We start from the raw sequence: 24,761 nt of genomic DNA, 5'->3' as shown, positions 1-24,761 counted from the left end.
GTTATGGTTGAGTGATACCCAGTTTGTTCCGGCCCCTTAAACTAATTACTGGAACGCCCGCGTCCAGCAGGCGTCGTTTGAGGGGCTTGTCGTTCGTGACCGCGTGTGTCGCATCGTCTGTCTGTGCCAGTTCGAGGACGGCGTCGTCCGCGTAGTCCGCCGTCGTCTCCCGAATCGCACACCGGTCGAGCAGGTCCTGCCCGACAGAGGCGGCCGTCGCTTCCGCACCGGCCCCGTCGGCCAGTTTCGCCAGTTCGTCGCGGACGGCAGCGGGCGCGACGTAGTCCGTCGCGTCCGGCAGCACCCTATCGAGTTCCTCGAACAGCCGTACGTTGCATTCGACCGGCATCATCAGTGCGTTCGTGTCCAGCACAATCATCACCGCAGCGTGCCGACACCGATGAGCCGCCACCGAGCGCCGACACGGCGGTTGATGGCGATCTTCGAGCCCGAGGCCGCACAGACCGGGCGCTTGAGCGCGACTTCACATTCCTCGTCGCGCGCGCTTGTGACCGAACCGACTGTGGTGGCGGTACCGATAGTCAGCATCAGCGGTTCGCCGGTCGAAATCTCGTCGACTTCGCCGCCGTCGTCGCCGACGATGCGTTCCAGCAGGTCGACGTCCATCGTGAACGTCTCGTGGACCGGCGGGAGGCTCCCGGGCGGCCCGGCGACCTGGCCGGCGAGGGCGTCGCCTTTCGTGATGGCGGGGTCGAGACCGGTCCCGACGCCGAGCAGGCCACCCGGCGTGACCGTGTCCACGAAGTCGCCGCCGGACTGTAGCGATCGGACCGTCGTCTTCACGGGCTGCCACTCCGTCTGGCCGCCTTCCTCGACCTCGCGGCCGGGACGGAGTTCGATCTCGTCGTCGGCGTCCAGTTGGCCGCCAACGAGCGACCCGCCAAGCACGCCGCCCATCAGGTCGTCCCAGGTTGTACCGGGACGGTTGATGTCGAACGAGCGTGCGACCATCATGCGGGCGTCCTCGTCCGGGTCCCGTTCCGGCGTCGGAATCTCAGACTGGACAGCCTCGATAAGCAGGTCGATGTTGGCCTCCTGGCCCGCGCTGATGGGGACAACCGGTGCGCCTTCGGCGACGGTGCCCTCGACGAACTCCTGAATCTGCTCGTAGTTCTGCATCGCCCGCTCCTCGTCGACAAGGTCAACCTTGTTCTGGGCGATGACGATATTGTCGATACCGATGATATCGAGCGCGCTCAGGTGCTCCTCGGTCTGGGCCTGCGGGACAGGCTCAGTCGCCGAGATGACGAGAACGGCCCCGTCCATGATGGCCGCGCCGGACAGCATGGTGGCCATCAGCGTCTCGTGGCCGGGTGCGTCCACGAACGACACCGTCCGGAGGTGGTCGGTGTCGACGTCGTGGTCGTCGCAGTGCTCGTCGACGGTAAAGGCCTCCGGCTCCTCGGCCTCCGGACAGCGACGGAACGTCGCGTCGGCGTAGCCGAGTCGGATAGAGATACCGCGCTTCATCTCCTCGGAGTGCTGGTCGGTCCATTCGCCGGACAGCGCCTGTACGAGCGTCGTCTTTCCGTGGTCGACGTGCCCGACGAGTCCGATGTTCACCTCCGGTTGTTTGTTCGATGTCATTTCGAGAGTAATCTTGGTGGAGTTTCGCCGCGTGCAACTGATAAACCTACTGTTTGCGCCCGGAGCACCCCCGCCGAACCCGGTTCAATCGCCGGTTTGGTCTCTGCTGACGGCGGCAACGTCACCATATTGCTCGGTATCGCCCTCGATATAGCGACGCGACCCCTGTCGGTTGGTGCGAGCGACAAGCTGTACGAGTCGGATGTCACGCCGGCAGTCGCCGTTGCGATAGCTCCGGTTTGGTGAGTGAGAGTCCGCCGCTGAGGTGAGTGCGGCTACAGCCCGCTCTCGTCAGCAGTGTTACGTAACTGTGTTTCTGTGAACGCTTTTGTTCCCACGGGGACAAGTTCACGCACGATGCGAGTCGATGAGTCCCCCGAAACTGATGCCGACATCGACCCGGCGACGGCGTTCTCGGTCATCGCGAGCGAGACGCGCCTGGACATCCTAGAGGCGCTGTGGCGCGCTGAGGACCGGCCGGTTCGCTTCTCGGAACTGTTCGATGCCGTAGAACTGGCCGACAGCGGGCAGTTCAACTATCACCTGCAGGAGCTCACCGGCCAGTTCGTCAGCCAGGGAGTGGACGGATACGACCTCCGGCACGCCGGGGCGCAGGTCATCCGCGCGGTGCGGGCAGGAACGTTCACGCGGACGCCCGATATCGACCCGTTCCCGGTGACCGGGGCCTGTACGCGGTGTGGCGGCGGTCTGCTGGCCGAGTACGCCGACGAGCAGTTCGCCATCGACTGCGAGGACTGCGGGAAGGCCCACGGCGAGTACCCGTTCCCGCCGGGTGGCCTGGTCGACCGGACGCCGGCGGAAGTCGCGACGGCCTTCGCCGAGCGGGTGCGCCACCTCCACTGTCTGGCCGCTGACGGCGTCTGCCCCGACTGCGCCGGGCGGATGGAGACGGAGATATCTCGCGATGGCGACTGCTGTCTCGACGTGTCGGTCCGCGCCGAGTTCGTCTGTGAACAGTGTCGACACGAACTCTGTTCGCCCGTCGGGCTGACACTACTGGACGACTCCCGCGTCGCGGCGTTCTACGACGACCACGGCGTCGACCTGTCGAGTCGCCCCTACTGGACGCTCCCCTGGTGTGTCGACGACCAGTACACGACCGTCGAAGGCACCGACCCGTGGCGGCTCGCGGTCCGGATTCCGCTGGCCGAGGCGGAACTGACCGCCTATCTGGACAGGGACCTCCAGCCAGTCGAGTTCGAGCGGCAGGCCTGCGGGCACTGAGCCGATTCGCCGGATATACGGTCGGGGCTGTGCCCAGCGAGCTATTTTCCCGCTGACTGAAATCGTCTGCAGGAGAGCGCCGGTACGCGCCTCCCGCAGAAATATCATTCAGATTATTCTTATCGCGTTTCTGGACCATCGTTTCACTGTAATGTACCAGCCTGCACCGTACACCGACCCCGAACTGTATAGACCGACGTATCCGCCGCTGACCGTTCGTTCCCTCCTCGGAGTGCTGACTGTGTATCTCGGCCTTCTGGCGATACTCTCACTGAGTCCACTTCTCGGACTGGCGGCGCTGGCCTGTCTCTTCGTCGCTAGGCGGTAACCGGGCGCGGGGCTTTTGCCCGTCCCAGCCCTCCGTCCGGTCGTGCGGGAGTTCGACTTCGAACTGGCGCTGTGTGCCCACCTCGAACGCGAGGGCCGTCTAGTGAGCCGCCAACTCGGTGGCGCGGTCCACGGCCGGCGCGTCCTCGACACTGTCGTCGTCAAGCCGGGGCCCGAGTTCGATGAGCGGGCGGCCATCACTCCCGAACGGTTGCCGACAGCGGCCATCGAAAGCAACGTCGGGCCGGGCCGGGCGCGGTACTGGAAAGACGCCTTCGACTGCCACCCCGACCGCGCCGAACGGGCCGTCGAACTGGCGGCCGAGCGTGGATTCTTCGAGCGCGAGCGCCGCGGCGGCCGGACGTACGTCCGACAAACGACGCGGTACCCCGACTGGTTCGACGGAATCGTCGCCATCGAAAACAAGCCGGACCTCGGGCGGCCCGGCGACCTGGAATCCCAGTTGCGGACCGACGTGTCGCTCGCGCTCGCCGACCGCGTCGTACTGGCGACGGCCTCTTACGTCACCGGCGCGCACCTCAACCGGATTCCCGAGGGAGTCGGCGTCTGGCGGTTCGACCCCGACAGCGGAACCATAGACGTCCGTCGGGAGGCGACACCACTGCCGACCGACGATGCCGGCGTCGAACTGCTGGAGGAGGGGCCGGTCCGGACGGACGTGCGGATCGTCGATTCCGCTGAAAAGGCCCGTGCCCGTCGAAAACTGGCCGAGCGAGCCTACGGCAAGGGGTGGCGGAGTTTCGACTACCCGACGTGTGAGCGCTGTTCGCCCGACAGCGACGGGATTCCGTACTGTCAGTGGAAAGGGCGCGCTGTCCGCGAAAGCGACGACTGCGGCCCGGACTGTGGTGGGTACGAGGCAGCCGACCCGCCGGCCGTCGACGGCGACTCACTCCGGGCCGAGCGGACGCCGTGGCGGGCAGACCCCGACGGGCGCAGGCGTCGCCAGTCGGGACTGGATCGGTTCGGATAGCCACGAGAAGTTGTCACCGCTACCGGGTGTCGTCGCTTGACGGCGCGTTATCGGGCGGGACGCCGCCGTCGCCGGCTGTCGGACGGCCGTGCTGTTCGTAGTTGTCTTCTGTCACTTCGGGGGCCTCAGTTGCGACCTGCGCCGCGTGTTTCGTTCTGGCCTGATAGTTTGCCGCGGCCGCGATACCAATACAGGCCACCAGTCCCACCACCAGCACCCAGTCGATACCACCCACGAGGCCCTGCTGGGCGGCGGTTGCGAGGACACCGCCGGCCAGCGACAGCCCACCGACCTCCGCGATGCCGCGCCTGTCCATATAGCGGCATTATCCGCCAGTACCTATAAGCTACGCCCTGTTTCACGGAGCCGAACGGCCATTAGAGCGTGAACCGCTCGCCGTCGAGACCGATGTCATCGGCGAAGGCCCTGTCCGCGGGGACGTAATGTGCGGTGTGGACGATGCGGTAGTCGTCGGCCTCGATGTCGGCGGCGAAGTCCCGCGCGCCGGGCAGGGTCATGTGTTTCGTGCCGAACGTCCGCGGGACGCCATCCTCGTCGTGGTGCGTGCCGCCCTTGGGGTGGTACTCGCAGGCTTCCGGATGGACGATGCCCTCGACGAGCGCGAGGTCGGCCCCGGTCAGCACTGATTTCGAGCGGTCGGGCACGTCGTAGCAGGTGTCGCCGGAGATCGACAGCACCGCGCCGGTCTGTGGTTCCTCGATTCGCAGGCCGTAGCACAGCAGCGGCGGGTGCGTGACCGGGACGAGCGTCACCTCGAAGCCGGCGACGATGAACGGCTCGAACGGCGTCTGTGCGTGGACAGACACCGTATCGAGGTAGTCATAGCGGCACCGGACGCCCTCTGCGACACTCTCGCCGGTCACCGGGTCGGTCTCGTCGGCGGCGTGGACCGGCAGCTCGTCGAACAGGCGATAGGCGTTCCCGAGACCGTCGAGATGGTCGAAGTGGACGTGCGTGACGATAGCCGCGTCCGGCAGCGGGACCCCTTCGCGGAGGAACTGGTGGCGGAAATCGGGGCTCAGATCGATGAGTAGCGACTCCCCGGTTTCGTCGTTCGCCACGGCGACGGAGAAGCGCGACCGCTCGACGCCGCCCGTTGGGTCGATGCCGCGCTCGCGGACGCGGGCCCGGAGTTCCTCGTCGGGGTCGCGCGCCCGTTCACAGGTGTCACAGTCGCACTGGACGGTCGGCGTCCCCGTCGTGTCGCCGGTTCCAAGCAGCGTGACCTCCATTACTGTCCCTTCAGGGAGCGACTCGCCTAAGCCCCTCGCTTTCGTTACTCGCCAGCGAGGTCCGACGGGTCGACGTCCTGTCGCTCCAGCGTCGCCGCCAGCAGGGACTGGGCGCGCTCGTCGGAAAGGTCGTCGAACAGGCAGTCGAGGAACCCTTCGAGCAGTGCCGGTCGGATACGTAGGTCGACGTACTCGACTTGCTTTTCAGCGATAACTACGTCTACATCCCACTCGCCTTCATCGGGGTCAGTCATGCGAACGTCGACCCACGATTCCGCGGGGTCGTCTGTCTCGGTGAACACGTCATCGTCAGCCATGGCTACAGGGAATGGTTCCTGTACTGATAAGTAAATCGCTCATAACGACGGCCAGAGCCGGCGCTCGAACGGGTGATCCGCCGCTCAGTGGTCGTGATCGTGGTCGTGGTCGCTGCCACCGTCGCCGGAGAAGCCGCCGCTCCCGGCGACCAGCGCGTCGGCGTCGCCGTCCATCATGTCCATGTTCTTGAGGTTGTCCCGCTCCTCGAAGTCGATGATGGCGTCTTCAAGGTCCTGCTGGGTCAGCGTGGTCCGCTCCTCGGTCAGGGCGTTGAGGACGGCCTCACGGAGCACGAGCCGGAGGTCGCTGCCGGTCAGTCCCTCGGTTAGCTCCGCCAGCGTCTCGGGGTCGAAGTCGTCGATCTCCATCTGCTGGGTGACGATACGGAGGATGTCCGCGCGCATCCCGTGGTCCGGCTTGGGGAAGTTCACGATCTCGTCGAAGCGCCGCCAGGCGGCGGCGTCGAGCTGGTCCGGGTGGTTCGTCGCGCCGATGAGCAGCACCTCGTCCTGAATCAAGGATATCTCGTCAATGCTCTTGAGCAGGGTGTTGACAGCGCGCTTGATGGCGGCGTGTTCGTCGGAGGACCGGGTCTTGGCGACGAAGTCGAACTCGTCCATGAAGAGGATACACGGCGAGAGCCGCTTGGCGACCTCGAACACCTTCTCGACGTTCTTGGCCGTCTCGCCGAGGTACTGGCTGGTAATCATCGACAGCTTCACTTCGACGAACGGGAGGTCGAGGTCGTGGGCCAGCGCCCGGGCGACGCTGGTCTTGCCGGTCCCCGGCGGACCGACGAACAGCAGTTTCCCGATCTCTCGCAGGCCGATGCGGGCGAGGTAGTCGCGGTGCTCGATGGCTTTGACGATTTTCTGTATCTCGTCTTCCTGGTCGGTGGTCAACACCAGGTCGGCCAGGGTCATCTCCACCTCTTCGGGGGCGCGAACGTCCACGAGGTCCAGCATCTCCTCGTCGTCCTCGTCGTCGGTGTCGAACGCCTCCTCCAGTTTGGCGTCGATGAACGCGCGGTCGGCGCGCGACGGTCGGTTCTGCTCGCGGGCCCGCTCGTAGTCAGCGCCCTCGACCTGGTCCTCGAAGGCTTTCGCCAGGACCGGATTGTCTTCGAGGGCCGCGGCGTCAACCCGTTCGAGGAACCACTCCTCGGCGAGGTCGCGGTCCGTCATGGAGATGCTCCCCGAGAAGTCGTCGCGGTCGGTGAACATCAGGCCGGAGATGGCCGCCCAGGGCCGCTCGACGCCGGTGGCCTCGCTCGCGGTCGTGTTGGTGACCGATAGCGGCCGTTCGATCTCGCCGTCGCTCCAGAAGACGGAGCGGTACGAGGCCGGCAGGTCGTCCGGCTCCAGGTCCCGCCGCTCGCTGTAGATAGTGGCCGTCAGCAGAAACTCAACGACATCCAGTTCCGGATTGCTCATTCCCACTGATGTTACCACGCAACCGGTATAAGTCACTCGAAGCCCCGGTGTCCGACACCAAGGTAATATACCCCCTCTGTGTACTCCCAACGTGGCAACTGATAACACATTAATCAGCGTGTATCGGAACCGCATCGGCGAGCCGACGACCGACGACGAGGCCTACGGCTACTGGCTGTTCGTCATCGGCATCGTGCTCGGTATCGTCGGCCTCCTTCTGTTTTACCTGACAGCATCGCGGAGCACGCCCCGGCAGTTCGGCTATCTGCTGGGAGCTATCGGGCTCATACTGCTGTTTGCGGGACCGACAATCAGACTGCCGCTGACACGGCGTGGGCTGATACTCACCTATCTCGGTGCCGTAATCGGACTGGTCGCGATGGTGTGGTTCACCACGTTCTATCCATCGAACTGGACCGGCCCCGAGGGGAACCCGGCGGTGACGCTGTACATCGTCGGCCTCGGCCTGATGGCGGTCGGCGCGGTTGTCTCCCCGCTGCTGACCGGGCGGAAGGAAGCGTACGACGAGGCCGTGCGGACGGCACAAGAAGCAACCGAAGTGGCCGAGCAAGCCACACAGGACGCCGACCAGGCGTCCCAGGAAGCGACACAGCAGTCCCAGGCCGCTGACCGAGCGAGCCGCGAGCGCGACACGCTGGCCGAGAAGTTGGCGACCAGCGAGGCCGCCCGCGAGGAGATGGCGACGGTCACAGAAGCTACCGAGGCGGAACTCGCCGCGGCCCACGGCACCATCGCGGCTGCGATGGACAGCAAGGCGACGTTCGAACTGTTCGAGGACTCGGCGGGCAAGTACCGCTGGCGGCTCCGCCACCGGAACTCCAATATCATCGCCGACAGCGCACAGGGCTATTCGTCGCGCCAGAAGGCGATGCAGGGGCTCCGCAGCGTCCAGTCCAACGCCGCCGGCGGAGCCGTCGTCTTCTTCGAGGACGCGACCGAGGACGACACCGCCGAGGACGTGCCGGTCGTGCCGGCTCCCGAAAGCGACGCGACGTTCGAATCGTTCGAGGATTCGGCCGGGGAGTTCCGCTGGCGCTTGCGCCACGACAACGGCAACATCCTTGCCGACAGCGGCGAGGGGTACGCCTCGAAGTCGAACGTTCGACGGGCGCTGGAGAGCGTCCGCGCGTACGTCCCCGGTGCGGCCTATCTCAAGATCGACCCCGTGGCGTACGAGGTGTACGCCGACGCCGCCGGGGAGTTCCGCTGGCGCTTGCTCCACCGCAACGGCAACATTCTCGCCGACAGCGGCGAGGGGTACAGTTCCCGGTCGAACGCCCGGCGGGCGGCCCGCCGCGTCGGCGAACTCGCGCCCGACTCCGAGGTCGACGACGGCTTCGAGGTGTATCAGGACAACGCCGAGGAGTGGCGCTGGCGGTTGCGTGCGGCCAACGGCGAACTCGTCGCCGACTCCGGCGAGGGGTACGCAAATCGGTCGAAAGCCATGGATGCCGTCGAGCGGGTCCAGTCCTACGCCGCCGACGCCGACCTACTGGAGATCGGGAGCGCGGCCTTCGAGGTGTACGAGGACAGAGGCGAGGAGTGGCGCTGGCGACTCCGCCACCGCAACGGCGAAATCATCGCTGACTCCGGCGAGGGGTACGCCGAGCGCAACAAAGCCGTCGCTGCCATCGAGCGAATCAAGCGCCACGCCCCCGGTGCAACACAGGAAGGGTAGCGGCGACCGAGACGCCCGGGCGGGCAATTCTCCGTAGCGAAGAATAGCCGAATTAATTAAACAGGTTTCAGTTGAAGTTACACCTATATGACAATAGATACCCTCGAAGCGGCCGGACTCACGCGCATGGACGACAGCAACATCGCGGCGTTTCTGTCGAACCAGCGGGTCGGCGTGCTGGGCCTGCCGACCGGGAACGGACCGTACATGATCCCCCTGTCGTTCGGGTACGACGGTGACCGCTCGCTGTATTTCACCTTCATCGGTGGGTCGGCAAGTCGCAAACAACAGTTGACCGAGGCGGCAGCGGACGCGGCCGTGCTCGTGTACAAGGTCGAATCGATGTTCCACTGGGAGAGCGTCCTGCTGCAGGGCGGCATCGAGGCCGTCCCCGAGTCCGAGTGGGACGAACTCGCAGACGTGCTCGATACGGCGTGGCGGCCGGAACTGCTCGAGGACGCTATCGAGGACGGCGACATCGCAGTCTATCGGTTCCACATCGACGAGAAGGAGGGGCTCAGACACGCCGGTCTGCCGCCGGCGTTCGAACAGGAGTGAGCCCACTGTCCGACTGTTTCGGGGAGCGGTTGGCCCGGTCGGAGACAACGGTTCCCCCACTGTGTAGAGTTTGTCAGGTTTTAACACAGGCCGAGACGTTCCGTTGTCCATGCCCACACCTGTCATCGTGGATGCAGTCAGAACGCCACAGGGAAAGGAGGACGGCGCACTCGCCGGCGTCCGGAGCGAAGACCTCTCGGTGCCGCTCATCAATCAGTTGCTCGCGTCGACCGGCGTCGAGGCCGAGGACGTTGACGACCTGCTGTGGGGCTGTGCCCAGCAGCGCGGGGAACAGGGCAACAACATGGCTCGCGTCATCGCGCTGTTGTCGGACCTCGGCGAGAGCGTCCCCGCATCGACCATCAACCGCTGGTGTGCGTCTTCCGCCGAAGCGCTGATGCGGGCCGCCGACGCCATCGCGGCCGGCCAGCGCGACGTGCTCATCGCCGGCGGCGTCGAGTCGATGTCCCGCGTGCAGATGGACGAGAACACCCACAACGTCCATCCGCGACTGGCCGAGCACTACAATATCGGCGAGCTTCAGATGGGAATGACCGCCGAGAAGGTCGCCAGCGAGATGGAGGTCGCCCGACAGGAACAGGACGAGTACGCGCTCCGGAGCCACCAGCGCGCCGCCGACGCGACGGAGTCCGGTCGCTTCGACGACGAAATCGTCCCAATCGATACCGAGGACGGCCAGCTCGAAGCAGACGAGGGTATCCGCCCGGACACCACGCTCGAAAAGCTGTCCCAGCTACCGACAGTGTTCAAGTCGGACGGGTCAGTCACACCCGGCAACGCCTCGCAGGTTTCCGACGGCGCGGCGGGGCTGATGGTCACGTCGCGCGAGTTCGCAGAAGACCGCGGGCTCGACATCCTGGCGGAGATCGGTTCCCACGAAGTCGCCGGCGTCGACCCGACCGTGATGGGTATCGGCCCGGTCCCCGCTGTCCGGAAACTCACCGAGCGCACCGACCGTGAGACGGACGACTACGACCTGGTGGAACTCAACGAGGCCTTCGCCTCCCAGTGCCTGTACTGCCAGCGCGAACTCGGCTTCGACGACGACATCTACAACGTCAACGGCGGCGCAATCGCCATCGGCCACCCGCTCGGGGCCTCCGGCGCGCGCCTTCCGGTGACGCTCGTCCACGAGATGAACCGCCGCGACGCGGAGCTCGGCCTGGCGACGGAGTGTGTCGGCTTCGGCCAGGGTGCGGCAATCGAGTTCCGACTGCCCTGACTGGGTGCTATCGGCGCAGTTTCGGGATTTTACCGCAGTACGTCGTTTTCGAGTGCGTTATTTGCGAACGTCGAGGCGCTCGCGCGAGCGAGAGTCGAGAGAAGACAGTCGCTAATCGGCAGCCACGTCGCCGGCTGTCGCCGCCTCGGCGGGACTCGTCAGTGAGTGGATGTAGTCGTCGAGGTCGAGCGCGAAGGTGGCGTCGGTCGGGAGATCGACCCACGAGAATTCGAACTCCGCGCCGCGCTCCTCGCCCGTGCCGGTGACAGTGTGCACCCAGTGATCACGGGACTCGTGGACGGGAAGGTGGTAGAACGACCGCACGTACCGCTTCGGGGGTGATTCACGACGCGTCCAGACGTCGGTGGCGATGTGTTGCAGGCGCTCGAAGGAGGCGAGACCGCTCTCCTCGACGGCTTCCCGTTGTACGGCGACCCGCGGTTTTTCGCCCGGTTCGACGGTTCCCTTCGGTATCTGTAGCCCGTCGTGGCCCGGTCCGTCGAACACCAGGAGTTCCGATCCGTTTCTGGTGATGTAGGCGCAGGCCTTCTTCACGTACGTCGCCCGCTGTGGTTGCATACTATCCGGTAGCGACAGCAGACATATAGTACTACCCACATATCTGCCTAAAATCATATTAGGACACCGGATGGCTGAGAAGAGGAGTGAGCGGGCGCAGTACGCCGGTAGCGGCGCACCACAGTACACTGACGCCGTCATTCTCGGTAGCGGATACGCACTGTGATGGTGGCAGTTCCGGGTAGTGAGTGTTAATTTTAATCTAGATTGCGAGGATTAAAGTTGTGTCAACCATGAGGACTGTGTATGGACGGTCACATCACACCTGAGGAGTGGGAGCGAATCGAAGCGTTCGCACAGAAACCGAGCTACCTGCGTCGCCCGGAGCATCTACTCCCCGAAGAAGCCACGGAGGACGAAGAGAGCGTGGACGGAGCGGTCGCGGGCGACTGACAGGAAGCCGTGTTCTGTAGAACCGACCACACCTGACCCGTTGTTGTTCGTTCTCGGAGACTTATCAGACTCGGTTCCCTGGAGGTAGCCATGAGTCTCCAATCGATGTTCAACGACATCCCGTTTGTCAAGCAGTTAGGGATGGAAATAACTGCCGTCGAGGACGGCTATGCGGCAGGCGAACTCCCGTTGGAGGACGGTCACTCCTCGAACCCCGAATCGATAATCGCACACGGCGGCGTCACGTACTCGCTCGTCGATACCGTCGGCGGGGCGGCCGTCGTCTCGCAATCCGGCACCGTCTCGCCGACGGTCGACATGCGGATCGATTACCTCGCGCCCGCAACCGCCGATTTGCGGACTGAGGCGGAGGTGATCCGGAGCGGCGGGAGCGTCTCCGTCGTCGACGCAGAAGTGTACGACACCGATGGCCATCACATCGCGAGCGCTCGCGGCACGTACAAGACGGACGGCGACCGCGGCGAGTCGCCGTGGACAGAAGGCGTCGACGAGTCAGACGTTACACGGCTTACCGACGACTAGTCGCCACTGACCATTTTCATCCCGTCGCGGACGGACTCCCGACGGCCCAGCAGCGTCACCATGTCGCCCTCTTCGAGGACGTAGTCGGCCGTGGGTACTTCGGCATTCTCGTGGAGCTCACCGCTGACGAGCGCGACCAGACAGGCGTCGGGCAGCATCGGCCCGACCTCACTGATCGGCTTGCCGATGAGGTCCGGGTTCTTGACTTCGACTTCCTGGACATCCCCGCTGCGACCGATGTCGGTCATCCAGTGGGCGATGGCCGGGCGCTCGATCTGGTTGTCGATGGCCCAGGCCGTCGCCATCGCCGAGGAGATGGTCCGAACGCCGAGGTCCTCGAAGGCCTCGACGTTGTCCGGGTTGTTCGCGCGGGCGATGACCCGGTCGACGCCGAACTTCGAACTCGCAAGCTGTGACACCAGCAGGTTCGCGTCGTCGTCGCCGGTCGCCGCGACGACGGTCTTGGCGTTGTCCGCACCGGCCGACCGCAACATATCGGTGTCGGTGCCATCGCCGATCTCGACGGCGTACCCCTCGTTGCGGGCTCGTTCGACGCTCTCTTCTTCCTGCTCGATGATGACGACGTTCTCGCCCCGGTCTTCGAGGCGTGCGGCGAGCGCTCGGCCCACCTGTCCGCCGCCGACGATGATGACTCGCATTGGTATCACATCCAGTTTTTCCGCGATGAATCGCGCCAGTCCGCCCTCAAACAGGGCGGTCGCAAAGATGACAAGGAAGACGGTGCCCAGCAAGATATCCGCCTGCGTCCCCAGTAGTTCGGCCTGTGCCCCGGTGACCTCCTCGGCCGCGGCGTTCAGTTCAACGGCAAACAGCGTGGCGACAGATGCCGGAATAATACCGCGCGGGCCGACGAAGCTGACGAACAGTTTCTCGTTGGTCGTAAACCGGTCACCGACGGCCGAGACGAACACCAGCAACGGCCGGATGACCAGCGCGACGGCGAGAACGACGATAATGCCAGACAGTCCGACGTCGATGAGTGACGCGAGCTCCAACTGGGCCGCCAGCGCGATGAACACGAACGACAGCACCAGCAGCGTGATGTCGCCCTTGAACTCCTCGATGTCTTCCTCGTAGGGGTGGTCGACGTTCCCGAGCGCCATCCCCGCCGTCGCGGCGGCGGCGACGCCGGCCTCGGTCGCTATCGTGTTCGCACCCGCGTAGGCGATGAGCGCCCCGGCGAGCACGAGCAGTCGGGAGTTCCGCGGCGCGTCACCGGGCGAGAGGTCGACGTACTGGAGGAGGTAGTACACTACGCCAGCGACGAGGAGACCAACGAGTAGCCCCGTCCCCAATCGAAGCGCGAACGCCCGCAACAGCCCCTCGCTCGACGCCGCCGGATTGACCGTCTCGAAGATGACGACGGCGATGATCGCCGCGGTCACGTCGTTGACGATCCCCTCCGTCTCCAGCGCGGCCGCGACGCGGTCCCGAACCGGAACGACGTTGAGGATCGGCGTGATGACCGTCGGCCCGGTTGCGACCAGCAGCGCACCGATCAGGAACGCGAGGTTCCAGGAGACGGCCGCGGAGTTGAACGCGAACTTGACGGCGATAGCGGTACCCACCAGTGCGATAGCCGCACCGACGGTAACGAGTCTGAACGTCGCAGCCGGGGCTTCACGCAGACGGTCGAACCGGAGGTGGTAGGCCCCCTCGAAGACGATGATTGCGACCGCTAAGCCGACGATGGCGGACAGCGCCCCGCCGAAGGTGCCGTCACCGATGATGCCCAGTCCGGGCTGGCCGATGATGACACCGACCAGTAAATAGAAGATGATACTGGGCACCCGCAGGCGCGCGGCGAGGACCTGTGCAAGGACGCCAAGTCCGATGATGCCGGCGACAAGCGGAATCAGTATCCCCGAACTACCAGCCACAGTTGGCCTCCATCTGTCCAGCCTAACGTATCGGCCTCGTATAAACGCACTCACTCAACGGCACACGAAGGCTCTATCGGGAGCCCAGTCCACGGCCGATGTGACGCTGGCTATTCTTCGCGGTTGTCGAGAGCCACGAGGACGCCGCGGACGTTCAGCCGCATCTCGGCGCGGCCCTTGCGCTCGCCCCAGGTATCGGTGTCGGCCCGTTTGACGAAGTAGTCGATGACCGCCTCGTCGTCGTCGAGTTCCTCGCGCTTGCGCTCGACTTCGGCAACCCACTCGGGCAGGATCTCGGCGTAGGTCTCCAGTTTGTCGCCGGTTTCGGCCGGGCCGTAGTGGCCGAACATGAGGATGTCCGGGTCGAGGTCCTGTAACATCGCCACGTCGTCGAGGGCCCCCTCCAGCGTGAAGTTGACCGGCGGCGTCGTGACGTGCATCTCGTCGGTCGCCGGCGTGTAGATACCGGCGGCGTCGGCGGTGAACACACCGTCGACGACGGGGTCGTAGAAGACGACCTGGTGTGGGGCATGGCCCGGCGCGTGCATGACGTCCAGCGAGTGATCGCCCAGGTCGATCACGTCGCCGTCGGTTAGCGTCTCGATTCGGTCCTCGGCGACTGGGATCGGCTTGCCGTAGTACTCGATCTGGTCGCCGACGGCGTGTTTGGTCCCCTCCCAGAGCCGCTGGGGGTCGACGAGGTGTCGCTTCCCGGACTCGTGGACGTACACCGTCGCGTTCGGACAGTCCTCGACGAGGTAGCCGGCCCCGCCGGCGTGGTCCAGATGGACGTGCGTCGCCGCGATGACCTCCAGATCCTCGGGCGCGATACCGACTGACTCCATCGCTGAAAGGATGTTCTCGTGGTGCGCGCCGATGCCGGTGTCGACCAGCGCCGGCCGCTCGGCGTCGATGATGTAAACGGAGCCGTACTCGGCTACGTCGTACATCCCGGTGTCGACGTAGTGGACGTCTGTGCAGTCCCCGACCGTCACCTCGTAAACGTCACCGATTCCCATACACTTCCTCGTGACCGGCGGGGGCAAAACCGTTGTGCTGTGGCCGTCTTGACAACCGATAGTCAGGAAGGGCAAAGCCATTTACCCGGAATCAGAAACACCACTGTATGTACGACGCCGTACTCGTTCCGACCGACGGCTCCGAGGGGTCCGTAACTGCGGCCGAACACGCTATCGACCTCGCACAGCGCCACGATGCGAGTCTGCACGCGCTGCACGTCCTCGAAACCGAACAGGTAGTCGAACAGATTCCCGATTTCGAGGACAGCAGCATCTTCGACCGCCTCGCTGACGCCGGCCAGCAGGCCGTCGACGACCTGCGCGCGCAGGCCGAAGACGCCGGCATCGACACCGTGACCACAGCGGTCGAACAGGGCGTCCCCCACGAGGAAGTCGTAGACTACGTCGAGCGCAACGACATCGACGTCGTCGTGATGGCGACGGAGGGGCGGACCGGGCCGTCCAAGGAACTCATCGGCAGCGTCACCGAGTCGGTCGTTCGGGCCTCGCCGGTGCCGGTACTGGCGGTCAAGGTCGGCGGCGAAACGTAACGGAGGAGACGCACAAGTCGACAGTCGGGGGCAGCCCCACCGCGGGACCGACACGCCTAATTTCTGCCGCCGAGAACCGTCGTCCATGTTATCGAGACAGTTCGTCCGGGAGCACCCCGAGACGGTCCGTGACGCTATCGAGCGGAAGGGCGTCACGGGCGTCGACCTCGACGAAATCCTCGACATAGACGAGGAGTGGCGGGAACTGAAAGCCGAAGGCGACGGCCTCCGGCAAGAACGCAACGAGGTGTCGAGCAAGATTGGCCAGCTGAAACAGGACGGCAAGGAGGAAGAAGCACAGGAAGCCATCGACCGCTCGCAGGAACTCAAAGACGAGTTGCAGGAGGTCGAAGCGCGCGCCGACGAACTGGAGTCCCAGTTAGAGGAGGCCCTGCTGGAACTGCCGAACATCCCTCACGAATCGGTCCCGACCGGCGAGGACGAGGCAGACAACGTCGAGCGCTACCGCGAGGGGTTCGACGACCTGCGGGACCTGCCCGACGAGGTCGTCCCGCATTACGACCTCGGCGAGGAGCTGGACCTGCTCGACTTCGAGCGCGGCGCGAAGGTGTCCGGCGGCGGCTACCAGTTCGTCAAGGGCGAGGGGGCACGTCTGGAACACGCCCTCATCCAGTTCATGCTGGACGTCCACCGCGAACAGGAGTACGTCGACGTGCTCCCGCCGATTCCGGTCAACTCCGATTCGATGGAAGGGACCGGCCAGCTCCCGAAATTCGACGAGGACGCCTACCGCGTCGGCGCGCGCCAGGACGACGACTACGACAGCGACGACCTGTGGCTCCTGCCGACGGCGGAGGTGCCGGTCACCAACATGTACCGCGACGAGATCCTGCTGGACGACGACCTGCCGGTCAAACACCAGGCGTTCTCGCCGAACTTCCGCCGCGAGGCCGGCGAACACGGGACAGAAACGCGAGGCTACGTCCGCGTCCACCAGTTCCACAAGGTCGAACTCGTCAACTTCGTCCGGCCGGAGAACAGCTACGACCGACTGGAGAGCCTACTGGACGAGGCCGCCGAGGTACTGGACCGTCTCGAACTTCCCTACCGCGTGCTTGACATGTGCACCGGCGACATGGGCTTTACACAGGCCAAGAAGTACGACATCGAGGTGTGGGCCCCCGGCGACGACATGGCGGACGGCCCCGACCGCGGCGGCCGCTGGCTCGAAGTCTCCTCGGTGTCGAACTTCGAGGACTTCCAGGCGCGCCGCGCCGGCCTTCGCTACCGTCCCGAACGGCACGAATCCGCCGACTACCTCCACACGCTGAATGGCTCTGGTCTGGCAGTCCCGCGTGTCCTCGTCGCCATCATGGAGTACTACCAGAACGACGACGGCACCATTACCGTTCCCGAACCCCTCCGCCCGTACATGGGCGGCCAGGAAGTTATCGAGGGCTCCGAGAAAATCGGCGAGAGCGCCGTCGGAGCCGGCGAGAAAGAGTAGGCCGCCGCGGTCCGTTGCGCTCGGCCGGTGTCCCGCTTTCCCGTATGCGGTGCGTTACACGACACCATATTTTAATGCACTATTACATTCGTTCGTCAGCACCGCCGAAGTATGCCGGACGACGCTTTCGGGCAGATGGTACTGGACTTCCACCGCGACGACCTCGCCGAGCGGCCCCGCTATCGCCGCGACGACGGCGATTTGACCGAGGCGCATCTTGCGGGCTACTTCGAGCCGCCGTCCGAGTGGCATCCCATCGAACAGCGTCTGCTCTCGGACGTTACTGGACGGGTCCTCGACGCCGGCTGTGGCGTCGGCCGGCACGCGCTCGCGCTGCAGGAGCGCGGCCACAGCGTGCTGGCGGTCGACCGGAGTCCGGGGGCTGTCGCGGTCGCCAGCGAGCGCGGCGTCACGGATGCAGTGGTCGGCGACCTCCGGCGGCCGCCGGGCAATGGGTTCGATACTGTCGTTGCCCTGGGCAAACAACTCGGCCTCGGCAGTTCGCTGGCCGACCTCCGGGCGACGCTCAGCGAACTGGCGGCGGTGACACGGCCCGGTGGCCGTCTCGTCGCCGACGTGGACACGCTCGACCGGGCAGACCCGGAGACTGGCGCAGCCCACCTCGCCCAGCCCGGTGTCGCCTACCGCACCTTCCGCGTCGAGTACGACAGGCTGGCCGGCCCGTGGACCGACCTGCTGCTGGTCACGCCGTCGCAGTTCCGCGCCGCGGTTCGGGAGACACCGTGGTCCCTGGACACGTTCGTCGGGACCGAAACCGACGGGTCGGCTTACGGCGTCCGGCTGTCGCTGCCGGGACAGTGACACAGCAAATCCGAAAGCAGTCAAGCCTCAGCGCGTGTACGTCTCGATGCGCTCGATATCGTCCCCGGCGAACGTGAACACGTCGACGAAACCGACGATGCACTCGCCGTCGGTATCGAGCAGGCGGCCGCGGGCGACGACTTCCGCCGTCGCCGTGTCGTCGCCGTCGGCCGGCTCCGCTACGCTGTCCGGGCGACAGTAGAGGCCGTCCAGCGGATGCGTGGTGTCTGTCTGGGGCCGCTCTTCACGCATGAACTGTACGAACCGGTCCCGGCCTTCGATAGTCTGATCGGGGCGGTCGTGGACGAACGACGGGGCGAGCAGCGAGGCCAACTGGTCGTAGTCGTCGCCGTCGATGGCGTCGTAGTAGGCCCGTGTACGCTGACGGAGATCGGGTCGCGTCACGGGCCTGATTCGGGTTCCTCAGGGGTGTCTCTATCGCTCTCTCCGTCGGCCGTCTCACCGTCTGTTTCCGGGACCGAACCGTCGTCCGGCTCGGGGTCGACCGCTGCTCCCGTGTCGCCGTCGTCGGCCATCGGGTCGGCCAGGTCCAGTTCGACTGCGTCGTCGGTCTCTGTCTCGGAGGCAGCGACGTCCGGCGACGGGCCGGCAGTCGACTGCTCGCCGTCCGGTGCGTCCTGTGTCGAGGCGTCGTCGTCCGGTGCGTCCTGTGTCGAGGCGTCGTCGTCCGGTGCGTCCTGTGCCGAGGATTCGTCGGCCGCGCTGCCGACCGTGTCGGGCGGCTCTTCGACCATCGCGGTTGGAGTCTCTTCCAGCGGGTCCGTCGGCTCGGTCTCGGCTTCGCTGGCGGCCAGTTCGGCCTGTATCTCCTCGATATCGGCGTCATCGACGTCCGATATATCACCCTCTCCGTCGGGTACCGACACTGACTCCGGCGGCGCGTCGTCGGCCGACGTTGCCGCAGATTCCGACGCTGACGGTTGGTCTACGGGTGCAGTCGGTTCGTCGGTCGAAGGCGGCGGATTCGTCGACTGGTCAGCTGTCCCCGCTGGTGTCGTCTCCTCGGCTGGTTCTGCCGCCGGTCCGTCGGCTGTGTCTCGTATGTCGTCGGCCGCATCGGCGGCTTCAGATGACGGCGTCGACTCCAGCGACTCGGTAGCCGACGATGCTGTCTCCGACAGTTCGCCGTCTGTCCGTTCGACTTCCGCGTCGATGTCAACGTCGAGCGAGGTGTCCACAGCCGTCTCCTCCTGTGTGAGAAACGCCGGCCGGTCGTCGTCGTCCTCCTTTTCCAGCGTCTCCAGGTCCGGCGGCCACGGGTCGTCGGGGTCGGGCGGTTCCTCGTAGCCACGGGCAGTTTCGAGCGGGCGCTCCGCGTCGTCCCGGAGTTGCTGGCCCTCGGCTCCGTTCCCGCTAGAGTAGGCGCGGGCGGCCTGGGTGAGCCAGTCGCTGGCCTGCCACAGCGAGTTCGCCTTTGTCTTTGCGTCCTCGTAGATCGGTTTCAGGGATTCGTCGTCGACGAACCGGACCGCGGTGTCGAAGTGGTCTTCGGCGTCTGCGAACTCGTCGCGTGCCTGCTGGAAGTCGCCCTGTGCGACCATCCACTCCGACTCGCGGAAGGCCTCCATCGCCGAGGTGAACGCGCGCCGGCCCTCCGTGTAGTGGGCGTGGCCGACGCGGTAGCGGGCGAACGCGGTGTCGTCGCCACCGGTGTCAGCGATAGCGTCCTTGATCTCCCCGACACGGGGGAGTTCCTGAAGGTCGTCGGTACTCCAGGCGTACTGCACGTCGCCGTCGTGGTCGATGACGACGACAGCGCGCTCGATGAGCTGCTGGCCGATGTCGTCCACGAAGTCGAGCCCATACTCGCGGGCGACATCGTGGTCGGTGTCGGACAGCAGCGGGATGTTCAGGTCGTAGCGGTCGGCAAAGGCCCGGTGGCTGTACACCGAATCCGGGCTGAGACCCAGGATAGTCACGTCCTTCTGCATCGTAAAGAGGTCGAGTTCGTCCAGATCACAGGACGTCTCGTCACAGGCCGGATTGAAATCCGCCGGATAGAACGCGAGGATGACCACATCCTCGCCGAGATAGTCGGCTAGTCCGACTCGCTGGCAGTCGTCATCGACGAGCGCCGGTAGTTCGAACAGTGGTGCCGTCGTCCCCTCTGAAAGCACACGTTGTACAACCAAGCCCGGCTATAACAGTGTTTGCACAGTGTCACCGAACGAGTCGCTTTTATTCGCCACCGTAGTAGCGCTCGTGTGGAACTGCACGTCCGGTACGAGGGTGACGACGACCCCGACAAATGTAGCGCGCGGAAGCTGGCCCGGATGGACGAGGCCGAACTCCACCGCGCGACGCGGTCGACGCCGCCCGGCATCGTGCTCAACCCCTTCGCCGAGCAGGCGCTGTCTCCAGCGGACCGGCCGACCGCCGGCGACGGCGCTCGACACAGCCGACTGGTCGCGCTCGACTGCTCCTGGGAGACCGCCGAACGGGAGGCGTTCGACCTCGAAGGGGTGCACCGCTCGCTCCCGTTTCTCGTCGCCGGCAATCCGGTCAACTACGGGACCGCGTTCCAGCTAAATACCGTCGAAGCGTTCGCCGGTGCGCTCGCCATTCTCGGGGAGCGCGACCACGCCGAGCGAATCCTCTCGACGTTCTCCTGGGGCCACACCTTCCTTGAACTGAACGAGGAACCGCTAGAGCGGTACGCGAACTGCGAGGATTCGAGCGACGTCATCGACGTACAGGACGACTACCTCGCCGAGGAGTAGTCATTTGGGCGTTGCTGGCTTATCGAGGAGCGGCGCATCACAGTGTGGACAGGCCCGTCGTGCGTGTGCCTCCAGTACATCTTCGATGCGTTCTCCGCAGGCTTGGCACCGCATGACAATAGTTAGCCTCCAGACAACAATGTAGCTTCGGCTTCATTTCTAAGGGCGTTTACCAGAACCCGGTTCCGATGCCGACCGGCGCGTCGGGTGGCGCAAGCGGACTCGTCGGCAGCTCCGCGTCCGGGTCGGGGTCGTTGTAGCCGCCGGGCGCGACGTCGTTCGGCCCGTCAGGATAGCACAGCGACGCCAGCGCCTGGATGTGGTCGCGGCCGACGCCGAGTTCGAACTGCCCGCCGCCGTACAGGTCGATGCCGTGTTGCTCACAGTAGTCGATGGTCGCAAGCACCGACTCGACGGTCCCGCAACGGGACGGTTTCATGTTGAGCCACGCCGGGTCGAACGGCAGCGCCTCGATGCTCTCGACGCCGGTGATAGGCACGTCCCAGGTGACGCGCGCTTCTTCGCCGTCGAAAACCGGCCGAGTTGCGTCGGTCAGGTCTGGGTCCTCAACCAGCGCGTCGGGGAGGCCGGCGACGACGCGGCGGTAGAACTCGGGGTCAGCCCCTACGTCGACGTCCGTCCCCTCGTACAGCCCCTTCAGGTCCAACACGCGAACATCGTAGTCCGTCAGTGCGTCGACGAGGGCATCGCTCCAAGACGGCGTGGGGTCGAGTTTGAACGAAAGGTCGCCGTAACGCTCACACAGCATCGCCAGTCTGTCAGCCGTCGGTGGTGTGTCGTCGTCCGCGTTCGAGAGCCGCGTCGAGACGACGAAGTTCACCGGGTCGTACTGCCGGCCGAGCACCGTCCCGAGATCCGTGTCGGCCTGTTTCAGCGCCAGGTCTAGCGCCGCGCTCTCGAACCCCCAGCGCCGGTAGTGGCGAAAGCGCTCCTGGTCGGGAGGGGCGGGCCACAGGTCGGCCGCTTCCAGCGCCGCGGAAAACGAGTCGACGGTGTACTCGCCGGCCAGCGGGGAGTCCGAACCCTGCAACGTATCGCTGTCCTGCAGCGCGTCGTGGGCCTCGGCCGTGTACGTCACGTCCTCGCCGCTTCCGGTCTCACCCGCACCGGAGAGGTGGACAACAGTGGTGACCCGGTCGAACCCGCTGGAGGTCGCCCGCTCTCGGCGCTCGAACGCACAGTTCTCGACGGTAACTGGCAGGTCTGCGACCTGATTGTACATACCCTGGCTTCGCCGTTCGGGCATCTAAAGCCGGCGACGTCCGGAGTCCGATTCCCGTGCTCGAACGGTCACCGCTCCCCGTACCGAAACTCAAAGCTTAAACGCGCGCACCGGAAAGAGGCGCGCATGGCTAGCTTCGAGACTGCGTCCGACCGACTCCTCAACAAGCAGATCTGCATGCGGTGTAACGCTCGGAACCCACAGCGCGCACAGCAGTGCCGGAAGTGCGGCTACGGCAACCTGCGTCCGAAGGCGAAAGAGACCCGCAGCGCCTGATTTTCGGGTCAGTTGCCGCCGGCATCCGGTGGCGGTTCGTCGCCAATCAACTACTTCTCAGTGGGTTCTCTGTCCGCTGATTGCCGGTCGAGCGTCGCCATGCGAACCGACGCGTGTGAGACGATGAGTTCCAGCAGCTTTTGATCTTCTTCCCCGACAGTCGTCTCGTCCGTCGTGACTGAGAGAACGACCGTCGCCGTGCCCTCGTCGTCCAAAACCACCGCCGACACGCAGTCGGTGACTGACTCGGGGATGTCGACGGAGAACGGCCGGTCGTGAACAGTGATCTCACCCTGTTGCTGTGTCCGGACTTCCTGTGCGAGCGAGCCGACAACGTCGACCGGCACGGTTCGAATCGTGTTCGCGAGCACCACTGCATCGCCGTCCTTGAGCCGGATGACGGCCGTCTCCTCCATGCCGGTCATCGTCCCGAAGGCCTCGACGACGAAGGCGGCGACGCCGTCGACGCTGGGGGCGCTGGCGATGGCGCGTCCGTAGTTGTTCACATCGGCCGCCTTCCCGGCGAAGGCCTCGATACGGTCGCGCTCGGCCGCCAGTTCGCGGAGCCGACTGCGGCTCCGGGCGTCGTACAGCCCGACCAGAACGCCCGCCAGCGCGCCGACGGTGACGAGGTCCACCGTCAGGTACGACGCTCGGGCGAGTGACCCGGAGGTCACGCGCTGGCTGAACAACAGGAGCGCCGCGATGGCGGCAAACGCCACGGTCCCGCCGGCGGCCCACGCGGCCACCCGGGACGTGGCCCCCTCGAACGTCGTGTCACGGACGAGCCAGACGCCCGCGTACACTATCGCCAGTCCCATCGCCACAAAGGGGAGCGCATCGACTGCAATTGCCACCGGAATCCGGGTTTGCTGGAACGCATGGAGGGCCTGCATAGCGGCCAGCACGACGCCGGAGAGCGCCAGGGCCGTCCCCGTCAGAAGTCGCTGGTTCATGGAGTCGAATATCGGCCCTATCACTAGAGCATTGCGCCGGTTTCGAGCGGTCACTCGTCGGGATACTTCGGCTCGCGGCGTTGCGCCCGGTCGAGGGCGCGTTCGACGACCTCGCGAACGTCACCGTGGAAGACGCCGCCGTGACCCGAGTACATGTGTTCGACGCCTGCCGGCATTCGGTCGAGAATGCGCTCGATGCTCTCGATGAGGCGCTCGCGGGACTGGCCGGGGCGGTCGGTGCGGCCGAAGGAGCCGCCCTCGAACGCGCCGTCGTCGTGGACGACCACGTCGCCGGAGAACAGGGACGACTCGGAGACGAGCGAGACGTGGTCGTCGGCGTGGCCCGGCGTGTACACGACCTCACAGTCCTCGTCACCGACCGTGAGCGTGTCGCCGTCAGCGAGTTCGTGGTCCCGGCGCGGGTGGGAGCTGTAGGCGTACAACGGCGCGTCGAAGGCGTCGAGGACGGCGTCGAGCTGCTGGACGTGGTCGCCGTGCTGGTGGGTCAACACGACGGCGTCGAGCGCATCGACGTGCTCGCGGACGACATCGACGACGCCGCGCATCGCGCCGGCATCGACCAGCGTCGTCTGCTCGCCAGTCGCGAGATAGGCGTTGCAGGTGAACGTCTCGGCCTCGGCGGTGACGTTGTGAACGTCCATACACGAAACCTGTGGCGCGGCCCGCTTGAGTGTACTGTCCGCCGGCAACCCGACCGGAATAGGGTATTTCGACTCACAGTGCCGAGAAAATATCGGTTATCAAACACGATAGTGTCGCCGAGTGATTTTTTACTAAGAACGTCATAGTTGTACACGTACCATGGGGTTCGGGAGCTACGACGAATCGGAACAAGACAATCAGGAGTACGACACAGACTTCGAGGACGAGGACGGCCTCGATGCTGAAGAAAACGCCCACGAGGGCGATATCGAGTACGAGTTCACCGCGTCGAACGACGAACTACTCGATAGACTGGAAGACATCAAAGACAACCAGAACACGTGAAATCAGGGGCACGGGCCCTCGGCGTGGCGGAGTCGTATCGGGCTGAGACCAGTCAGTTCGCTGGTGCTGTCGTTCGCGCCAGTCGGGTGGCTGACGGCTTTGTTTTCAGTACTGCCACAGTCGGTGGGAGCGACGCGACTGAGACGGTGTGTGCGATGGTCGACAGACTGGACCGCGAGGACGTCCGCTACTTGCTGGTGGCGGGCATCGCGCCGGCGTGGTTCAACGTACTCGACCTCGAACAGATTCACGACCACACCGACCTGCCGGTCGTCTCGGTCACCTTCGAGTCCTCGCCGGGACTCGAAGGGGCCATCCGCGAGGCCTTCGACGACTCCGATGTCGTGCAGGACCGGCTGGCGACCTACCGTGCCCAGCCGGAGCGCCGACCGGTGTCGGTGAACGACGAGACGGTGTACGTCCGGAGCGTCGGCCTCGACGACAGCGCCGCCGCGGATGTCGTCTGCGCGTTCACGCCGGAGGGCGGCCGTCCTGAACCACTCCGTGTCGCCCGACTGGCGGCGCGGGGACTGGTCGAAATGGAGTGACTCACACAGCGGGAGCGACCGACCGGATGCGGTAT

29 protein-coding genes are annotated in these 24,761 nt (G+C 65.3%); 15 read left to right on the top strand and 14 right to left on the bottom strand.

The window, feature by feature from the left end; translation table 11 throughout:
• Nucleotide 1: 1 nt before the first annotated feature.
• Nucleotides 2-379: a hypothetical protein gene (locus ACNO8S_RS16015; RefSeq protein WP_004960452.1), complete on the bottom strand. Its 378-nt coding sequence runs from the start codon at nt 377-379 to the stop codon at nt 2-4.
• Entirely contained in the window at nt 379-1,608 is a 1,230-nt protein-coding gene (locus ACNO8S_RS16010) for a translation initiation factor IF-2 subunit gamma (protein ID WP_420182278.1), read from the bottom strand. Before ACNO8S_RS16010 ends, ACNO8S_RS16015 begins: the two co-directional genes overlap by 1 nt.
• A 357-nt stretch (nt 1,609-1,965) precedes the next feature.
• On the opposite strand from ACNO8S_RS16010, the gene ACNO8S_RS16005 reads away from it, so the two are divergent.
• From ACNO8S_RS16005 to ACNO8S_RS15995, 3 genes are all read left to right on the top strand, one after another.
• On the top strand, nt 1,966-2,853 hold the full coding sequence (locus tag ACNO8S_RS16005; RefSeq protein ID WP_420182277.1) for a DUF7351 domain-containing protein: 888 nt from the start codon (nt 1,966-1,968) through the stop codon (nt 2,851-2,853).
• A gap of 151 nt (nt 2,854-3,004) precedes the next feature.
• Nucleotides 3,005-3,181: a hypothetical protein gene (locus ACNO8S_RS16000; RefSeq protein ID WP_175055148.1), complete on the top strand. Its 177-nt coding sequence runs from the start codon at nt 3,005-3,007 to the stop codon at nt 3,179-3,181.
• A 42-nt stretch (nt 3,182-3,223) separates the two neighbouring features.
• The gene (locus ACNO8S_RS15995; protein WP_420182276.1) at nt 3,224-4,174 is read left to right on the top strand and encodes a DUF5787 family protein; all 951 of its coding nucleotides are present in this window, start codon (nt 3,224-3,226) and stop codon (nt 4,172-4,174) included.
• 19 nt (nt 4,175-4,193) lie between these two features.
• On the opposite strand, the gene ACNO8S_RS15990 is transcribed toward ACNO8S_RS15995, so the two are convergent.
• From ACNO8S_RS15990 to ACNO8S_RS15975, 4 genes are all read right to left on the bottom strand, one after another.
• Complete coding sequence (locus ACNO8S_RS15990; RefSeq protein ID WP_014039125.1) at nt 4,194-4,490, bottom strand: hypothetical protein; 297 nt, start codon at nt 4,488-4,490, stop codon at nt 4,194-4,196.
• Between the two features lie 61 nt (nt 4,491-4,551).
• Nucleotides 4,552-5,427, bottom strand: a complete 876-nt coding sequence (locus ACNO8S_RS15985) for an MBL fold metallo-hydrolase (RefSeq protein WP_420182275.1) — start codon at nt 5,425-5,427, stop codon at nt 4,552-4,554.
• A 44-nt stretch (nt 5,428-5,471) separates the two neighbouring features.
• Nucleotides 5,472-5,744, bottom strand: a complete 273-nt coding sequence (locus ACNO8S_RS15980; protein WP_014039123.1) for a hypothetical protein — start codon at nt 5,742-5,744, stop codon at nt 5,472-5,474.
• An 84-nt stretch (nt 5,745-5,828) separates the two neighbouring features.
• Nucleotides 5,829-7,178, bottom strand: a complete 1,350-nt coding sequence (locus ACNO8S_RS15975) for an ATP-binding protein (RefSeq protein ID WP_008307079.1) — start codon at nt 7,176-7,178, stop codon at nt 5,829-5,831.
• Nucleotides 7,179-7,296: 118 nt separating this feature from the next.
• Here ACNO8S_RS15975 and ACNO8S_RS15970 point away from each other — a divergent pair, with 118 nt between their 5' ends.
• The 3 genes from ACNO8S_RS15970 (at nt 7,297) to ACNO8S_RS15960 (ending at nt 10,678) form a co-directional block, all read left to right on the top strand.
• Nucleotides 7,297-8,877 carry a DUF1508 domain-containing protein gene (locus ACNO8S_RS15970; protein WP_420182794.1) on the top strand — a complete coding sequence of 527 codons (1,581 nt, stop codon included), beginning with the start codon at nt 7,297-7,299 and terminating at the stop codon, nt 8,875-8,877.
• Nucleotides 8,878-8,964: 87 nt separating this feature from the next.
• Nucleotides 8,965-9,435 (top strand): pyridoxamine 5'-phosphate oxidase family protein, encoded by a 471-nt coding sequence (locus ACNO8S_RS15965; protein WP_014039121.1) that lies wholly within the window; start codon nt 8,965-8,967, stop codon nt 9,433-9,435.
• Between the two features lie 109 nt (nt 9,436-9,544).
• On the top strand, nt 9,545-10,678 hold the full coding sequence (locus tag ACNO8S_RS15960) for a thiolase family protein (protein WP_023843054.1): 1,134 nt from the start codon (nt 9,545-9,547) through the stop codon (nt 10,676-10,678).
• A gap of 111 nt (nt 10,679-10,789) precedes the next feature.
• Here the strand turns inward: ACNO8S_RS15960 and ACNO8S_RS15955 are convergent, their stop codons facing one another.
• Nucleotides 10,790-11,257 carry an NUDIX hydrolase gene (locus ACNO8S_RS15955; protein ID WP_014039119.1) on the bottom strand — a complete coding sequence of 156 codons (468 nt, stop codon included), beginning with the start codon at nt 11,255-11,257 and terminating at the stop codon, nt 10,790-10,792.
• A 246-nt stretch (nt 11,258-11,503) separates the two neighbouring features.
• Here ACNO8S_RS15955 and ACNO8S_RS15950 point away from each other — a divergent pair, with 246 nt between their 5' ends.
• Both ACNO8S_RS15950 and ACNO8S_RS15945 read left to right on the top strand, forming a co-directional pair.
• The gene (locus ACNO8S_RS15950; protein ID WP_008307084.1) at nt 11,504-11,650 is read left to right on the top strand and encodes a hypothetical protein; all 147 of its coding nucleotides are present in this window, start codon (nt 11,504-11,506) and stop codon (nt 11,648-11,650) included.
• Between the two features lie 90 nt (nt 11,651-11,740).
• On the top strand, nt 11,741-12,193 hold the full coding sequence (locus ACNO8S_RS15945) for a PaaI family thioesterase (RefSeq protein WP_050037338.1): 453 nt from the start codon (nt 11,741-11,743) through the stop codon (nt 12,191-12,193).
• Here the strand turns inward: ACNO8S_RS15945 and ACNO8S_RS15940 are convergent.
• Both ACNO8S_RS15940 and ACNO8S_RS15935 read right to left on the bottom strand, forming a co-directional pair.
• A complete protein-coding gene (locus tag ACNO8S_RS15940) occupies nt 12,190-14,094 on the bottom strand; it encodes a cation:proton antiporter (RefSeq protein WP_129755847.1) in 1,905 nt (634 codons plus the stop codon). The genes ACNO8S_RS15945 and ACNO8S_RS15940 overlap by 4 nt on opposite strands.
• 110 nt (nt 14,095-14,204) lie before the next feature.
• On the bottom strand, nt 14,205-15,113 hold the full coding sequence (locus ACNO8S_RS15935) for an MBL fold metallo-hydrolase (RefSeq protein ID WP_420182274.1): 909 nt from the start codon (nt 15,111-15,113) through the stop codon (nt 14,205-14,207).
• A 107-nt stretch (nt 15,114-15,220) separates the two neighbouring features.
• On the opposite strand from ACNO8S_RS15935, the gene ACNO8S_RS15930 reads away from it, so the two are divergent.
• From ACNO8S_RS15930 to ACNO8S_RS15920, 3 genes are all read left to right on the top strand, one after another.
• Nucleotides 15,221-15,664 (top strand): universal stress protein, encoded by a 444-nt coding sequence (locus ACNO8S_RS15930; protein ID WP_014039115.1) that lies wholly within the window; start codon nt 15,221-15,223, stop codon nt 15,662-15,664.
• Nucleotides 15,665-15,749: 85 nt separating this feature from the next.
• Entirely contained in the window at nt 15,750-17,132 is a 1,383-nt protein-coding gene (gene serS, locus ACNO8S_RS15925) for a serine--tRNA ligase (protein WP_129755845.1), read from the top strand.
• Nucleotides 17,133-17,243: 111 nt separating this feature from the next.
• Nucleotides 17,244-17,954 carry a class I SAM-dependent DNA methyltransferase gene (locus ACNO8S_RS15920; protein WP_420182273.1) on the top strand — a complete coding sequence of 237 codons (711 nt, stop codon included), beginning with the start codon at nt 17,244-17,246 and terminating at the stop codon, nt 17,952-17,954.
• Nucleotides 17,955-17,981: 27 nt separating this feature from the next.
• On the opposite strand, the gene ACNO8S_RS15915 is transcribed toward ACNO8S_RS15920, so the two are convergent.
• The gene (locus ACNO8S_RS15915; protein ID WP_014039112.1) at nt 17,982-18,359 is read right to left on the bottom strand and encodes a nuclear transport factor 2 family protein; all 378 of its coding nucleotides are present in this window, start codon (nt 18,357-18,359) and stop codon (nt 17,982-17,984) included.
• A complete protein-coding gene (locus tag ACNO8S_RS15910) occupies nt 18,356-20,092 on the bottom strand; it encodes a redoxin domain-containing protein (RefSeq protein WP_420182272.1) in 1,737 nt (578 codons plus the stop codon). The genes ACNO8S_RS15915 and ACNO8S_RS15910 overlap by 4 nt, the downstream gene beginning before the upstream one ends.
• A gap of 87 nt (nt 20,093-20,179) precedes the next feature.
• Here ACNO8S_RS15910 and ACNO8S_RS15905 point away from each other — a divergent pair, with 87 nt between their 5' ends.
• Nucleotides 20,180-20,695: a DUF367 family protein gene (locus ACNO8S_RS15905; protein WP_014039110.1), complete on the top strand. Its 516-nt coding sequence runs from the start codon at nt 20,180-20,182 to the stop codon at nt 20,693-20,695.
• Between the two features lie 169 nt (nt 20,696-20,864).
• Here the strand turns inward: ACNO8S_RS15905 and ACNO8S_RS15900 are convergent, their stop codons facing one another.
• Nucleotides 20,865-21,938 (bottom strand): hypothetical protein, encoded by a 1,074-nt coding sequence (locus ACNO8S_RS15900; protein ID WP_191450542.1) that lies wholly within the window; start codon nt 21,936-21,938, stop codon nt 20,865-20,867.
• Nucleotides 21,939-22,064: 126 nt separating this feature from the next.
• Between ACNO8S_RS15900 and ACNO8S_RS15895 the strand changes: the two genes are divergently transcribed.
• Entirely contained in the window at nt 22,065-22,214 is a 150-nt protein-coding gene (locus tag ACNO8S_RS15895) for a 50S ribosomal protein L40e (RefSeq protein ID WP_004960523.1), read from the top strand.
• Between the two features lie 50 nt (nt 22,215-22,264).
• On the opposite strand, the gene ACNO8S_RS15890 is transcribed toward ACNO8S_RS15895, so the two are convergent.
• On the bottom strand, nt 22,265-23,170 hold the full coding sequence (locus ACNO8S_RS15890; protein ID WP_014039108.1) for a hypothetical protein: 906 nt from the start codon (nt 23,168-23,170) through the stop codon (nt 22,265-22,267).
• A gap of 50 nt (nt 23,171-23,220) precedes the next feature.
• Nucleotides 23,221-23,832, bottom strand: a complete 612-nt coding sequence (locus ACNO8S_RS15885; protein ID WP_050007199.1) for an MBL fold metallo-hydrolase — start codon at nt 23,830-23,832, stop codon at nt 23,221-23,223.
• A 160-nt stretch (nt 23,833-23,992) separates the two neighbouring features.
• Here ACNO8S_RS15885 and ACNO8S_RS15880 point away from each other — a divergent pair, with 160 nt between their 5' ends.
• Both ACNO8S_RS15880 and ACNO8S_RS15875 read left to right on the top strand, forming a co-directional pair.
• Nucleotides 23,993-24,178, top strand: coding sequence for a DUF5786 family protein (locus tag ACNO8S_RS15880; protein WP_004515979.1), 186 nt, complete (start codon nt 23,993-23,995; stop codon nt 24,176-24,178).
• The gene (locus tag ACNO8S_RS15875) at nt 24,175-24,726 is read left to right on the top strand and encodes a DUF99 family protein (protein ID WP_129755841.1); all 552 of its coding nucleotides are present in this window, start codon (nt 24,175-24,177) and stop codon (nt 24,724-24,726) included. The genes ACNO8S_RS15880 and ACNO8S_RS15875 overlap by 4 nt, the downstream gene beginning before the upstream one ends.
• Nucleotides 24,727-24,761: the final 35 nt, after the last annotated feature.

Origin of the sequence: Haloarcula sp. KBTZ06, assembly GCF_048595605.1 — an archaeon.
GTDB lineage: Archaea > Halobacteriota > Halobacteria > Halobacteriales > Haloarculaceae > Haloarcula > Haloarcula hispanica.
This window is presented reverse-complemented; position numbering and strand designations above follow the sequence as displayed.

What these genes read in the sequence shown, in the direction of transcription:
- ACNO8S_RS15990 (WP_014039125.1), bottom strand. Translation starts at nt 4,490, where the DNA reads ATGGACAGGCGCGGCATCGCGGAGGTCGGTGGGCTGTCGCTGGCCGGC.
- ACNO8S_RS16005 (WP_420182277.1), top strand. Translation starts at nt 1,966, where the DNA reads ATGCGAGTCGATGAGTCCCCCGAAACTGATGCCGACATCGACCCGGCG.
- ACNO8S_RS15935 (WP_420182274.1), bottom strand. Translation starts at nt 15,113, where the DNA reads ATGGGAATCGGTGACGTTTACGAGGTGACGGTCGGGGACTGCACAGAC.
- ACNO8S_RS15965 (WP_014039121.1), top strand. Translation starts at nt 8,965, where the DNA reads ATGACAATAGATACCCTCGAAGCGGCCGGACTCACGCGCATGGACGAC.
- ACNO8S_RS15945 (WP_050037338.1), top strand. Translation starts at nt 11,741, where the DNA reads ATGAGTCTCCAATCGATGTTCAACGACATCCCGTTTGTCAAGCAGTTA.
- serS (WP_129755845.1), top strand. Translation starts at nt 15,750, where the DNA reads ATGTTATCGAGACAGTTCGTCCGGGAGCACCCCGAGACGGTCCGTGAC.
- ACNO8S_RS15975 (WP_008307079.1), bottom strand. Translation starts at nt 7,178, where the DNA reads ATGAGCAATCCGGAACTGGATGTCGTTGAGTTTCTGCTGACGGCCACT.
- ACNO8S_RS15890 (WP_014039108.1), bottom strand. Translation starts at nt 23,170, where the DNA reads ATGAACCAGCGACTTCTGACGGGGACGGCCCTGGCGCTCTCCGGCGTC.
- ACNO8S_RS16015 (WP_004960452.1), bottom strand. Translation starts at nt 379, where the DNA reads ATGATTGTGCTGGACACGAACGCACTGATGATGCCGGTCGAATGCAAC.
- ACNO8S_RS15950 (WP_008307084.1), top strand. Translation starts at nt 11,504, where the DNA reads ATGGACGGTCACATCACACCTGAGGAGTGGGAGCGAATCGAAGCGTTC.
- ACNO8S_RS16010 (WP_420182278.1), bottom strand. Translation starts at nt 1,608, where the DNA reads ATGACATCGAACAAACAACCGGAGGTGAACATCGGACTCGTCGGGCAC.
- ACNO8S_RS15880 (WP_004515979.1), top strand. Translation starts at nt 23,993, where the DNA reads ATGGGGTTCGGGAGCTACGACGAATCGGAACAAGACAATCAGGAGTAC.
- ACNO8S_RS15985 (WP_420182275.1), bottom strand. Translation starts at nt 5,427, where the DNA reads ATGGAGGTCACGCTGCTTGGAACCGGCGACACGACGGGGACGCCGACC.
- ACNO8S_RS15980 (WP_014039123.1), bottom strand. Translation starts at nt 5,744, where the DNA reads ATGGCTGACGATGACGTGTTCACCGAGACAGACGACCCCGCGGAATCG.
- ACNO8S_RS15960 (WP_023843054.1), top strand. Translation starts at nt 9,545, where the DNA reads ATGCCCACACCTGTCATCGTGGATGCAGTCAGAACGCCACAGGGAAAG.
- ACNO8S_RS15885 (WP_050007199.1), bottom strand. Translation starts at nt 23,832, where the DNA reads ATGGACGTTCACAACGTCACCGCCGAGGCCGAGACGTTCACCTGCAAC.
- ACNO8S_RS16000 (WP_175055148.1), top strand. Translation starts at nt 3,005, where the DNA reads ATGTACCAGCCTGCACCGTACACCGACCCCGAACTGTATAGACCGACG.
- ACNO8S_RS15900 (WP_191450542.1), bottom strand. Translation starts at nt 21,938, where the DNA reads ATGTACAATCAGGTCGCAGACCTGCCAGTTACCGTCGAGAACTGTGCG.
- ACNO8S_RS15895 (WP_004960523.1), top strand. Translation starts at nt 22,065, where the DNA reads ATGGCTAGCTTCGAGACTGCGTCCGACCGACTCCTCAACAAGCAGATC.
- ACNO8S_RS15955 (WP_014039119.1), bottom strand. Translation starts at nt 11,257, where the DNA reads ATGCAACCACAGCGGGCGACGTACGTGAAGAAGGCCTGCGCCTACATC.
- ACNO8S_RS15930 (WP_014039115.1), top strand. Translation starts at nt 15,221, where the DNA reads ATGTACGACGCCGTACTCGTTCCGACCGACGGCTCCGAGGGGTCCGTA.
- ACNO8S_RS15920 (WP_420182273.1), top strand. Translation starts at nt 17,244, where the DNA reads ATGCCGGACGACGCTTTCGGGCAGATGGTACTGGACTTCCACCGCGAC.